The organism is Actinoplanes palleronii (assembly GCF_016862315.1).
Classification (GTDB): domain Bacteria; phylum Actinomycetota; class Actinomycetes; order Mycobacteriales; family Micromonosporaceae; genus Actinoplanes; species Actinoplanes palleronii.
This window is the reverse complement of record NZ_BOMS01000104.1, coordinates 1-12,774: the sequence shown is the minus strand read 5'-3', so window position 1 is coordinate 12,774 and position 12,774 is coordinate 1. Positions and strand designations below refer to the sequence as shown.

Genomic DNA, 12,774 nt, shown 5'->3' with positions numbered 1-12,774 from the left:
GGAGTCAGCCTAGGGAGCGGAGGCCGTGGTCATCAATGGGTAGCTTCGTCACACCTGAACGATCATTTGCCCTTGGCGGTGACCGAGGTGGCGGTGACCGTGCCATCCGTGCCGGTCGCGCCCTCGACGGTGACCGCGTCGCCGGCCTTGACGTCGCTGAGCTTGCCCTTCTTCGCGGTCGAGACCGAGGTGCTGCCGTCGGTCTTCACGGTGACCACCGAGCCGTCCGCGGTCTGCACGTAGATGGTCTTGCCGTTGACCAGCTTGACCGTGCCGGTGGTGCCGGCCGCCGCGGCTGCGGCGGTCCCGGTTTCGCCCTGCGCCGCGGCGCCGCCCGGTGCCGCGCTGGCGTTCGCACCGGGGAAGCCGGCGCCGCCGGCGAAGTTGCCACGGCCGCCGGTGCCGCCACCGGGGAAGCCGGACGCCGTCGTGCTCGACGCGCCCCACTGCTTCTGTGAGTACACCCCGCCGAGGAAGCCGCCCATCAGCAGCAGGCCGACACCCAGCCCGACCGTGCCCTTGTTCCACCACTTCTTCGGCGCGACCTTGGCGAGCTCCTCGGCCAGACCGTCGTGGTCGGCGTCGTCGGGCTCGGGCCGGGGTGACACGGCCGGCAACAGGGCGGTCTCGTCGTTCATCCGGTTCACAGTTGAGTCCTCACTCGTAGCGCAGCGCGTCGATCGGACGCAGGCGGGCGGCGCGGGCGGCGGGCAGGCCGCCGAAGAACAGCCCGATCGCGACGGACACCCCGAAGGCGAGCCCGACCGAGCTGGGCACGATCACCGGTTTCACGCCGACGATCTCGAATTGACTGCCGATCAGGGCGGCGGCGACACCGAGGCCGCCGCCGAGCACGCTCAACAGCGTCGCCTCGATCAGGAACTGGTTGAGGATCACCCGGCGGGGCGCGCCGAGCGCCTTGCGGATGCCGATCTCCCGGGTCCGCTCGGTCACCGTGACCAGCATGATGTTGGTGATGCCGATCCCGCCGACCAGCAGACTGATCGCGGCCACCGCCCCGAGCAGGGTGGTGAACGTGTCCGCCGTCTCGGTCTGCGTCTCCAGCAGCGACGACGCGTTCTGGATCCGGTACGGCGTGGTCGACGAGGACGACGAGTCCACCTTCAGCTGCTGATTGAGGATCGTGGACACCTCGCTCTGCACGGCGTCCACCTTGTCGGGGTCGTTGGCCTCGACGATGATCGAGGTCAGCGAGCCGTACCCGGCGAGGACCTGCTGCACCGCGGTGAGCGGGGCGATCGCGGTGTCGTTCGGGTCCTGGAATCCGGTGGAGCTCTTCTCCTTCAGCACCCCGACCACGGTGAACAGCGCCCCGCTCACGGTGACCTGCTTGTCGATCGGGTCGATGCCGGGGAACAGTTCCTCGGCCACGGTCTGGCCGATCACCACCACCCGGCGGCCCTGGGTCACGTCGTCAGCGGTGAACGACGCGCCCTTCTCCACCGGGGTGCTGGACGCGCCGAACCAGTCCGGCGTGGTGCCGACGAACGTGCTGACCGCGTGGTCGGTGCCCTCGTACGTCATGGTCGCCGACGACGCGCTGACCACCGGCGACACCGACTTGATGTCCGGCGCCAGCTCGGGGTCGATCAGCGCGTCGGCCATCTTCTTGGTCAGGGCGGTACTGCTCGACCCGCCCCGGCCGGTGCTCATCACGGTGATGGTGTTGGTGCCCAGCGCCTCGATCCGGTCGCTGATCGCCTTGGCCGAGCCGTTGCCGACCGCGACCAGCAGGATCACCGCGGCGACACCGATCAGGATGCCGAGCATGGTCAGCGCCGAGCGCAGTTTGTTCGCGGACAGCCCGCGCAGCGAGAACCGCACCACTTCGAAGAAGCTCATGCGGTGTGCCGTCCGCCCGCGGCGTAGACGGAGCCACGGGCGACGGTGCCGTGCCCGGCCGCGAGGTGCCCGGCGGCCACCGACTGCACCTTGGCGTGCGCGGCGGCCGCACCGACCGGCGCCAGCTCGATCGGGGACTGCCGCACGTCGGTGACGATCGAGCCGTCGACCAGGCGGATCAGCCGCTTGGCGCGGGCGCCCACCTCGTCCTCGTGCGTGATGATCACGATGTTCTTGCCGGCCGCGCTGAGGTCGTCGAAGACCTGCAGCACGTCGTCGGTGGACTTGCTGTCCAGGTTGCCGGTGGGCTCGTCGGCGAGCAGCAGGGCCGGCTCGGTGACCAGCGCCCGGGCCACCGCGACGCGCTGCTGCTGGCCACCGGAGAGCTGGTTCGGCTCGTGTCCGGCCCGGTCGGCCAGGCCGACGATGTCCAGGGCCGCCAGCGCCCGGCGACGCCGTTCCTTCGGTTTCACCCCGGCGTACGCCAGTGGCAGCTCCACATTGGCCACCGCCGTGGTCCGCGGGATCAGGTTGAACGACTGGAAGATGAACCCGATCAGGCGGTTCCGGGCCAGGGCCAGCTGGGCGTCGGAGAGGCTGCCGACGTCCACCCCGTCCAGCAGGTACGTGCCGGTGGTCGGGATGTCCAGCGCGCCCAGGATGTTCATCAGGGTCGACTTGCCGGAGCCGGACGAGCCCATGATCGCCACGTAGTCGCCGCGGTGCACCGTCATCGAGACACCGCGCAGGGCGTGCACGGTGGCCTCACCCTCGCCGTAGCTCTTCTTGAGGTCGCGGACCTCGAGGACCGGCCGGGTCATCGTCCGCCCCCGCCCGGCGCGCCGCCGCCGCCACCGAGGTTGCCCCCGCCGCCGAAGTTGCCGCCGCCCGCGCCGAAGCCCGCGCCGCCCTGCTGACCGGTGGTGCCGGAGCTGGTCGAGGTGGTCTTGACCACGACCTGCTCACCGGCGGTGAGCCCGGAGGTGATCTCGGTGGTCGAGTCGCCGGCCAGGCCGATCTCCACCGACCGGGTCTCCTGGGTGCCGTTGGCGACCACGGTCACGGTGTGCCGCTTGCCGACCGTGGTGATCGCCGCGGAGTTGACCGCGATGACGTTCTCCTTGCTGCCGGTGGTGACCACGACCGAGACGGTCTGGCCGACCTTGGCGCCGGTCGGCACCTTGTCCAGGGTCAGCGTCACGCCGTAGGTGACCACGCTGTTCGAGGTGGCGCCGGACGGGTCGATCGCGGTGACCTTGGCGCTCTGCTCGGTTCCGCTGAGCGCGTTCCAGGTCACCGTGGCGACCTGCTTCTCCTTGAGCTGGGTGGCGTCCGCCTCGGCGAAGTCCGCGGCGACCTGCATCTTGGTCAGGTCGGCGATCTCCACGAAGCCGGTGGACGTCGAGGACGTCGAGGACGTCGAGCTGCTGCCACCGCCCTGCGAGCCGCCGCCGGAGGAGGAGCTGGACGAGCCGGTGCCGGAGGCGGAGGTGCCGATCGTGCCGCTGACCGCGGTGACGGTGCCGGCCATCGGTGCCTTGAGCACCGTGCCGTCCACCCCCGCGTCCGCGTCGTCGACCGCGAGCTGGGCCGTCTCGACCTGGTTCTCCGCGTCGGTGGTGTCCGTGCCGGCGTCCTGTACCCGGTCCAGGGCGTCGTTGGCGGCGTCCAGGTCGGCCTCGGCGGCGGCCAGGGTCCGCTTCGCGGCGGCCGGGTCGACCTTCGCCAGGACCTGACCCTTCTTGACCTTGTCACCGACCTTGACGCTGATCGCGGTGACCGTGCCGCTGGTCTCGAAGCTGGCACTCGCGGTGCTCGCGCTCTCCACCGTGCCGTCCGCGGTCACGGACTTGGTGACCGTGCCCGTTTGGGCCGACACCGTTCGTTGGGAGGCCACGGCAGCCGTTCCCCCGTCGTCGGAACCGGCAAATGTCTCGTACACCGTGATGGCACCGGCGACGAGCACGACGCCGATCACGGCGTTGACCACCAGGGAGGGGTGGCGGCTCCCAATGCGAATTTTCATTTAGTTTTCCGCCGCGGGGATAGCAGAGCGTACCTTCATGCCGCACACTCTCGGGGCGCGGCCTTGGAGGAGATTCGGCGGAACCTCGGAGCCAGCTTAGAATCTCACGGCGCGTCACCGACGGCCGGCAGCAGCACGCGGAACGTGGCGCCGCCGCCGGGTGTCTCGTGCAGCTCGATCCAGCCGCCGTGCACGTGCACGATGGCCGCCACGATCGCCAGGCCCAGCCCGGATCCGCCGCCCTTGGCCCGGGTACGGCTGGCATCCGCCCGGTACAGCCGCTCGAAGATCCGCGGAGCGTGCTCCGGCGGCACCCCCGGCCCGTCGTCCTCGACCTCGAGCACCGCCACCGGCAAACCGTCACGTACGGTGATGGAACCGGAGCGGATCGCGGCGTCGTCCGGTGACGTGGCCACCGTCTGCCCCACCCGGACCGTGACCCGGGTGCCGGCCGGGGTGTGGTTCAGCGCGTTGGCGACCAGGTTGGTGGCCACCTGACGCAGCCCGTGGTCGTCGCCGAGCACGGTGCCGGGCGCGAAGGTGTCCTCGTCGTCGCTGAGCCCGGAGAGCAGCACGGCCCGGCCGGGCACACGGGCGTGCGCGTCCCGGATGGTGTCCGCGGCGATCTCCAGCAGGTCCACCCGGCGCAGGTCCAGGGTGCGCTGCTGATCCATCCGGGCCAGCCGGAGCAGGTCCTCGACCAGCACGCCCATCCGGGCGGCCTCGGCCTCGATCCGGCTCATCGTCTCGTCCAGCACCGGGCCGGCCGGTGCGCCGCCGCGCCGGTACAGCTCGGCGAAACCGCGGATCGAGGTGAGCGGGGTGCGCAGCTCGTGCGAGGCGTCCGCGACGAACTGACGCAGCTTCTGCTCGGAGGCGGTCCGCGCGTCCACCTCGGTCTCGATCCGGGTGAGCATCGAGTTGAGCGCCAGGCCGAGCCGACCGGGTTCGGTGTGCGCGTCGCCGGGCACCCGCTGGGAGAGGTCGCCGCCGGAGATCTGCGCGGCCGCCGTCTCCATCTCGGTGAGCGGGCGCAGGCCGAGCCGGACCACGTAGGCCGCGCCGAGCCCGAGCAGGGCCAGGATCAGCAGCATCACGCCGGCGTCGATGAGCAGCAGCTGGTCGGTGGTCTGCTGCATCTCGTCGAGGGACGAGCCGAACAGGGCGTACCCGCCGGTGTTCCCGATCGGGAGGGCGACCACGCGCCAGTCGGTGCCGTCGGCGCTGGACACGGTGTAGGGCGTCGCGTCGGCCGCTTTTTCGGCGAGCTCGCGGAAGGACGGAATCGCCGGACGGCCCTCGTCCGCCGGATAGCTGCGGTCGGCGTCCAGCGTGCCGTCCGCCCGGTACAGGTAGGTGACCTGGTCCGGGCCGACCCGGAAGAAACGACCACGGGGTACGAAGTTCGGGTCCGGTTGCGTGTTCGTCATCGGCCGCGCCATGCCGGTGAGCTGCTTGTCGATCCGGTCCTGCAGGTAGAAGCGGATCAGCAGGACACCCGTCACGTTCGCCGCGACCAGCGCGATCGCGGCGAGGATGCCGACCACCAGGACGAGACGGGACCGTAGCGTCCAGTGCCGCCAGGGCAGCCAGCGCGGCATCAACCCCGTCACTCGTCGCGGGGCACTCGCAGGGCGTATCCCACGCCCCGCACCGTGTGGATCAACGGCGGATCGGTCTTGTCGATCTTGCGACGGAGGTAGTAGACGTACGACTCGACGATGCGGCCATCGCCACCGAAGTCGTACTTCCACACCCGGTCCAGGATCTGCGCCTTGCTGACCACTCGACCGGCGTTGATCATCAGGTATCGGAGCAGGTTGAACTCGGTCGGCGACAGCTCGATCAGACGGCCCGCCCGGCGCACCTCGTGAGCGTCCTCGTCCAATTCCAGGTCGGCGTACCGGAGCACCCCGGTGTCCGGTGTCGGTTCCTCCGGCTGACTGCGCCGCAGGATGGCGCGGATCCGTAGCACGACCTCCTCGAGACTGAACGGCTTGGTGACGTAGTCGTCGGCACCGGCCGAGAGCCCCAGGATCCGGTCCTCGACCGCGTCACGCGCGGTGAGGAACAGCACCGGGGTCCGGGTCCCGGCGGCGCGCAGCCGCCGGGCCACCTCGAACCCGTCCAGGTCCGGCAGCATCACGTCGAGCACGATCAGGTCCGGCTCGAAGTCGCTCACCGCCACCAGGGCCGAGTGCCCGGTCTCGGCGACCCGCACGTCGAAGGCGACGAGCCGCAGGGTGGCGCTGAGCAGCGCGGAGATGTTCGGCTCGTCGTCAACGACGAGGACGCGGGTGGCCCGCGCCGACGTCTCGCCGACGGTCACTGGGTAACGGGTTTCGGAAAGCACCGCAAAGAAGTATCAACGTTTTCTTTGAATCAGCTATGAGACCGCTGTTATTTACCAGGAGCGGGAGACCACGTCACCCTCGGTGAGGCCTGAGGCGATCTCAGTGTACTGGTCGCCGCGGAGGCCGATCACCACCTTCGTCGCGCCGCCGTCCTTCTGCACCGTGCCGCTGGTGCCGGAGACGTCGTGCACCGCGGTGGTGGGCACCCGCAGCACGCCGGTCTTGCTGCCGGTGGTCACCTTGACCTGGGCACTCTGCCCGACCAGCAGGTCCTCCGGCGCGTCGACGAAGGAGAGCACCACGCCGAACGTGGTCAGCGTGCCGTCGCTGGTGCCGACCGGGTCGACCACCACCAGGGTGGCCTGAAAGTCCTCGCCCGGCTTGTCGGCCAGGGTGATCACCGCCTTCTGCTTGACCGCCAGGTGGTCCGCGTCGGCCTCCGGGAAGGCGGCGCTGATCTGCATGTCGTAGACGTCGGCCAGGGTGACGAACGTCGAGCCGGAGCTGACCTGACTGCCCACCTTGCCGCTGACCGAGAGGATCCGGCCGGCGATCGGCGCGGTGATGGTGGCGCCCTCGAGGGCCTCCTCGGCCTCCTCCAGGGTCACCTCGGCCTGGTTGACCCGCTGCTGCGCGCTGAGGATGGCGTCGCCGCTGCTGCTCTGCCCGCCGCCCTGCTGCCCGCCGCCGGAGCTTCCGGAGCCGGAACTGGCGCAGGTCCCGCCCGTACTTCCGCCACTTCCGCCGCCCGGAGTGGTACCCCGGGTTTTCGTGGCGGTCGCGGTCGGCTTCGCCGTCGCGGTCTTCGTCGCGGTCGCGGTGGGCTTGGCCGTCGCGGTCCTCGTCGCGGACGGCGTCGGCGAAGCGGTGGCCGAGGCCGAGGGCGACGGCGAGACCGTCGTGCCGGCGGAGGTCGGCAATCGGTACGCCGCTGCCACGTCGCAGGAACTGCTGCTCGTGCTGGTCGTGGTGCTCGCCGACTTCGCGTCGGCGAGTGTGTCCTCCGCTGAGTCCAGCGCGTCCTGCGCCGCGTCGACCGCATCTTGCGCGTCGTCGTCGTTCACCGTCGCGAGCGCCTCGCCCGCGGTGACCGTCGTCCCGGCTCGGACCTTGACGCTCTCCACCGTGCCGTCCACCGCGAACGACAGGCTGCGCGTCTGCGCCGGAGCCAGGGTTCCGGTCGTGGCCACCTCGGTGGTCACCGCACCCTTGTCCACGGTGGCGGTCTCGGCTGCCTTCGTCGTCTCGGCGCCGTCCGCGGTCAGCGCTCGTATCACGCCGTAAGCGAGCAGCGCGAGCACGACGACCGCCACGCCGAACCAGATCAATCGCCGGCGACCGGCCAGTGCAACACCCATGGTCGAGGAGTCTGACCAGTGGTCCTCGCCGCGGGCTCGGTCCTGCCTCGGAGTTCCCTCGGAGCTGCCGGAGCCGCTCAAAGGTAATTCCTAGCCTGGTCCGATCTTCCGCATAGGAAGCCCTAGTTCGCTATGCCCTCGTACCCGCCCGACTAATGAGGAGACGCTTGTGCCGGTAGTCAAGTCGAAGATGGCCCGCCGGGTCGCGGCGTGCGCGGCGGTGGCTTTCGTGTCGGTGGCCTTCACCGCGGCGTGCGGCGACAAGGACGACACGAGCAGCGCCACGAGCGGCTCGGACGGACAGAACGGCGGCGGCAACACCGCGTTCGCCGCGTACACGGAATGTCTGGCGAAGAACGGCGTGACCGTGACCATGCCGTCCGGCGGTCCCGGCGGCGGCGGCAACGGCGGCACCCGCCCGTCCGGCGCGCCGAACGGCGGCGAGGCCCGGCCCTCCGGCCAGCCCCGGCCCTCGGGCAGTTTCGGCGGCCAGCGCGGTGGCGGTGGCTTCGGTGGCGGCTTCCAGAAGCCGGAGGGCGTCGACGACGCGACCTGGACCAAGGCCCAGGAGGCCTGCGCCTCGGTGAGGCCGAGCATGGGCGCCGGTCGCGGCAACGGCGGTGGCAACGGCGCGAACGCGGCGTTCACGAACTGCCTGAAGGACAACGGCGTCACCGACACCACCAAGATCGACTCCACCGACGCCGTCACCAAGAAGGCGATCGAGACCTGCAAGGTGCTGCAGCCGAGCGCGGCCGCCAGCTCCTGACCCGCCCCTCCCCACAGGCCACCGTGCCGGCATCGTTCGTCCCCCCGTCGTGGCGATGCCGGCACGGTCGTGTCATCTCCCCGCAACACCCCGGAAATGTCACCCCGTGCACGACATCGACGTTCTTCTTTCGATTCGGTGGGCGGGACGCAACACTCTCGACATGTTTCATGCACCTTTAGTGCAAGAAGTTGCCCGGTTGCTGGAGGCGGCCGCCGCCGGCCGGGGCGGAGCGCTCCTGCTCTGTGGCGGGCCGGGTTCCGGCCGCAGCACCCTGCTCGCCGCCGCTGCCCCCGCGGACGGCACCACCCTCGCCGTTCCCGGGCACGCCGCCGAACGCACGTTCCGGTTCGCCGCCCTCCGCCGCCTGTCCGATCAGGCCCACCCGTCCGGCGACGTGGTCACCGCAGGCGATTCCCTCCTGCTCTTCTTGCGTACGATCGCCGCCCACCGCCCGCTGCTCTGCGTGTTCGACGACGCTCACCTGCTGGACGCACCGTCCCTCGCAGTGATCACCTACGCGGCGCGCCGCCTGGCCGGCACCCGGATCGCGTTCCTGGGCGCCGGTCCACCGAGCCTCACCGGGTGCGGCCTGCCCACCCTCCGTATCCCGCCCCTGCCGCCGGACGCCGCCCGCGCCCTGATCACCGCGCACGCCCCGGACGTCACCGCCGACGTGGCCACCGCCGTCACCGCGCTGGCGGGCGGGAATCCGGCCGCCCTGACCGATCTGGCCAGGTCGCTCACCGCGCAACAGCGCCGGGGTTACGCCCCACTCCCGGTGACGCTGCCGCCGGAGAGTCCGCTGCTCAGCCGCCTGCGCGCGGAGCTTGAGGCGCTGCCCGCCGCCACCCGCCACCTGCTCCTGCTGGCCGCCGCCGATCCCCCGGCTCCCCTCCCCGACCTGCTCACCGCCGCCGCGGCGCGGGCTCCCGAGGCGTTCCGCACGTCGTCTCCCGCCACTCCCCCTGCGCCGGACCCCGGAGCTCTCCCCGCGCCGGATCCCGGAGCTCTCCCTGCGCCGGCCTCCGGGGCACTCGCCGCGCCGGACCCCGGAGCTCTCCCCGCGCCGGACCCCGGGGCACTCGCCGCGCCGGACCCCGGAGCTCTCCCCGCGCCGGCCTCCGACGGGGCCGGGCTGGGTGGGCTGCTGCCCGCCGAGCGGGCCGGGCTGATCACCGTTGACGGTGTCACTGTCCGCTTCGGATCAGCGTTGGCGCGCGCTGTCGCGTACCGGGAAATGTCCGCGGACGCGCGCCGGACCGCCCACCTCGCGCTCGCCCGGGTCTCGGCCGCCCGCGGCCGCGAACTCGACGCCCTCCTGCACCGCGCGGCGGCCGCGACCACAGCGGACCCCGCGCTCGCCGCCGCACTCACCCGAGCTGCCGCGCCATCCGCGCCGTCCGACGCGGCAGAGGCCTTCCGGTACGCGGCGGAGCTCTCCCCGGCCCCCGCCGACCGCAACGCCGCCCTGCTCGACGCGGCCCGCTGCGCCTGGCTGGCCGGCCGCCCGCACGAGGCCGGCCAGCTGCTCCGCCGAGCCGAACAACACGCCGCCGAAGCCGGCCCGCAGACACCGGCGCGGGATGCCCGGACCACCGATCAGCAGGCCCGGAAGCTCGACCGGACCGACGCCGACCGGACCACGGACCGGCCGGCGCGGACAGCGGCCCGGGTGGGCGAGGCGGGAGCGCGGACCCGGTTGCGGGCGCGCGGGCTCGCGGCGGAGATGCGGCCGGGCGAGCCCGCGTCGCGGGAGATCCTGATGGACGTCGCCGCGGAGCTCGGGGACGCCGACCCGCCGGCCGCCCTCGACGCGCTGTCGCTCGCCGGGGAGGCGGCCAGCCTGGCCGGGGAGCGGGACCGGTATGCGGCGCTGGCCCGGCGGGTCACGGCCGGGCAGCACGGCGACGAAGCGCCCGCGGTGACGATGGCCTATCACCACGTCGCCGGGCTGGCCGAGATCGCCGCCGGGGACGAGGGTGCCGCGTTCACCCGGTTCCGGCAGGAGCTCGACCTGGCCGGGCGGGTCGCCGAGCCGATGCCGCTGATCCGGGCCGCGACCGCCGGGATCCTGGTCGGCGACGCCCGGCGGGCCACCGCGTCGGCCGGCCGGGCCGCGCTGCTGGCAAGATCGGAAGGGGCACACAGCCTGGTGCCGCGCGCCCTGGAACTGGCCGCGCTCGCCGGCATGGCCGCCGGCGACTACGACGCGGCGACGACCGCGGCGCTGGACGGGGCCGCGGTGGCCCGGGGCACCGGGCAACACACTCTCGCCGGCACCCATCTGGGACTGCTCGCCGTGCTCGCCGCGATGGTCGGCGACCGGGAGAACGGGCAGGCCCGGATCCAGGCGGCCAGCACCGTCGACCAGGCGCGGCCACTGTGCGAATGGGCCCTCGCCCTGCTGGACCTGGTCGACGGGCGACGCCGCGAGGCAGCGGAACGGCTGGGCACGATCGTCGCCGGTCCGCCCGGGCGGGGTTCCGTGCTGCTGCGGGTCGCGGTCGTGCCGCACCTGCTGGAGGCGGCCGGCCTGGAAACAGCCGGGCGGGAGTCGCTGATGCTGACCGCGTCCACGTTCGACGAGTGGGCCGGGCGCACCGGGCAGGCCGGTTGGCTGGCGTTGCGCGACCGGTGCCGGGCGCTGCGAACCCGGGACGGCGAGGCGGCCGAGGCGCACTTCCACGCGGCGTTGCACCAGGTCGGCGAGGGCGGCTTCCCGAGGGCACACACCGAGTTGCTCTACGGCCGGTTGCTGCGCCGCCAGCGCCGGCACGTGGCGGCGCGGGAGCATCTGCGGCGGGCGGCGGAGACGTTCCGGCTGCTCGGCGCGGATCCGTGGGCGGCGCAGAGCGTACGAGAACTGCGTGCCGCCGGCGAACGGCCCGGACCGGAGACGACCATCCGCGGCACCGGCGCTCTGACCGCACAGCAACAGCGGATCGCGACCCTGGTCGCCGAGGGCGCCACCAACCGGGAGGTGGCCCAGGAGCTGCACCTCAGCCCCCGCACGGTCGACCATCACCTCCGCAACGTCTTCGCCCGCCTGGGCGTCCGCTCGCGCACCGAGATGGCCCACCTCCTGACCACCCGCTGACGCCTGTTCCGAGCACCCATCACCAGCCGCGCAAGCCCAGCTGGTCCTGGCGGCCGTCAAGTAGGACTCATAACGGCCCTCACCCCCAGCCGAACTCCCCCGGCTGGCACTGACGGCTGCCTCAACACCCCCGAGACAACCACAAGCACCAGCCGAACTTGCCCCCATGCCGCTGTGCCGGTTTTGGTCCGGTAGGGCCCTGCGGCGTCGGTGCGGTGTCCGATGTGGTCGGGTGCAGCTGGGCGGGGGCGTCGTCGCGGGCCGGGATGTTCGGTCGCTCCGTGGTGCTTCGCCGGATCGGTGTGGGGTGATCGATGCCGGCGGGGCGGCAGCGATCCGCACTCGGCACCGGCGGGGCGGCAGCGATCCGCGCTCGGCACCGGCGGGGCGGCAGGAGTTCGCGGTGGGTCGGGTTCGGGGGCGGTGGCGGTCCGCGGTCGAGTTGTGCGTGCGGATGCCGCCCCCAGGTGGGCGGCAGGAGCACGCGATCTGGCAATGCGGACTCTCACCGCCCCGCCAGCAGCGACAGGCACAGCCGATCGGGCATCGCGCACCCCTGCGCCGCCCGCAAGGGGGATCGGGGACCAGGTAGCCGACGATCATCGTGCCCGGCACTCACGCCGAGCAGACACCGTGTTCACCCCGGCCGGGATCGTTGCACCCCGGCCTGGAGCGCACGACCGTTCACCCGCCGGCACCCGCCCCACCGCCCGCACCGCCCGCATGCTCCGCGTTCCCGGCTGGTGTTCAGGGGTGTCTCGAGGACGGGCAGGCACCCCTGAGCACCAGCCGGGAACGGGAACCCACACCGCGACCGCCGTCGTTCACACCCGCGGCCGGTGGCAACGGCAGCACCCGGCACCGGCCCCGGCCATCTGCTCACCCCACGCCGCCGCAACGCCCGCCCGGCGAACGGGGTTGACGTTGGACGAACGCCATCGAGGACCCATCTGACCAAAGGCGTTGCCCGCACGCCTGATGTCCCCTATTTCCGGACATCATTGCCAGGCGCGGCACGCCGTCCCGCCGGTCGACGCCCGGCTGGCCGTCAGGGGTGTCTCCCGGTCCGGGAGGCACCCCTGACGACCAGCCGGACACCGTGACCCGGCCCGGCCTCCGCAACACCGCAGCTCCCGCCGGCCCTCACTGAGCCGTTGCTCAGCCGACCACCACAACGCCGTCGCTCATCCCAACCCGCCACGACACCGCGGCCTGACCCGACCGCCACCACACCCTGGCCCGGACAGACCGCCACCACACCCTGGCCCGGACAGACCGCCACCACACCCTGGCCCGGACAGACC

General features: G+C 72.3%; 9 protein-coding genes. 2 read left to right on the top strand and 7 right to left on the bottom strand.

The window, feature by feature from the left end; genetic code table 11:
- Positions 1-62 precede the first annotated feature (62 nt).
- From Apa02nite_RS32495 to Apa02nite_RS32465, 7 genes are all read right to left on the bottom strand, one after another.
- On the bottom strand, positions 63-638 hold the full coding sequence (locus Apa02nite_RS32495) for a hypothetical protein (protein ID WP_203828443.1): 576 nt from the start codon (positions 636-638) through the stop codon (positions 63-65).
- Positions 639-657: 19 nt separating this feature from the next.
- Positions 658-1,863, bottom strand: a complete 1,206-nt coding sequence (locus tag Apa02nite_RS32490; RefSeq protein WP_203828442.1) for an ABC transporter permease — start codon at positions 1,861-1,863, stop codon at positions 658-660.
- Positions 1,860-2,684 carry an ABC transporter ATP-binding protein gene (locus tag Apa02nite_RS32485; RefSeq protein WP_373873072.1) on the bottom strand — a complete coding sequence of 275 codons (825 nt, stop codon included), beginning with the start codon at positions 2,682-2,684 and terminating at the stop codon, positions 1,860-1,862. Before Apa02nite_RS32485 ends, Apa02nite_RS32490 begins: the two co-directional genes overlap by 4 nt.
- Positions 2,681-3,889, bottom strand: a complete 1,209-nt coding sequence (locus Apa02nite_RS32480) for an efflux RND transporter periplasmic adaptor subunit (protein WP_203828441.1) — start codon at positions 3,887-3,889, stop codon at positions 2,681-2,683. The genes Apa02nite_RS32485 and Apa02nite_RS32480 overlap by 4 nt, the downstream gene beginning before the upstream one ends.
- 104 nt (positions 3,890-3,993) lie before the next feature.
- Entirely contained in the window at positions 3,994-5,490 is a 1,497-nt protein-coding gene (locus Apa02nite_RS32475) for a sensor histidine kinase (RefSeq protein WP_203828440.1), read from the bottom strand.
- Positions 5,491-5,498: 8 nt separating this feature from the next.
- The gene (locus tag Apa02nite_RS32470; protein WP_203828485.1) at positions 5,499-6,218 is read right to left on the bottom strand and encodes a response regulator transcription factor; all 720 of its coding nucleotides are present in this window, start codon (positions 6,216-6,218) and stop codon (positions 5,499-5,501) included.
- Between the two features lie 75 nt (positions 6,219-6,293).
- Positions 6,294-7,601 (bottom strand): efflux RND transporter periplasmic adaptor subunit, encoded by a 1,308-nt coding sequence (locus Apa02nite_RS32465; protein WP_203828439.1) that lies wholly within the window; start codon positions 7,599-7,601, stop codon positions 6,294-6,296.
- A 169-nt stretch (positions 7,602-7,770) separates the two neighbouring features.
- Here Apa02nite_RS32465 and Apa02nite_RS32460 point away from each other — a divergent pair, with 169 nt between their 5' ends.
- Positions 7,771-8,370, top strand: coding sequence for a hypothetical protein (locus Apa02nite_RS32460; RefSeq protein WP_203828438.1), 600 nt, complete (start codon positions 7,771-7,773; stop codon positions 8,368-8,370).
- 181 nt (positions 8,371-8,551) lie between these two features.
- A complete protein-coding gene (locus tag Apa02nite_RS32455) occupies positions 8,552-11,470 on the top strand; it encodes a helix-turn-helix transcriptional regulator (RefSeq protein WP_203828437.1) in 2,919 nt (972 codons plus the stop codon).
- Positions 11,471-12,774: the final 1,304 nt, after the last annotated feature.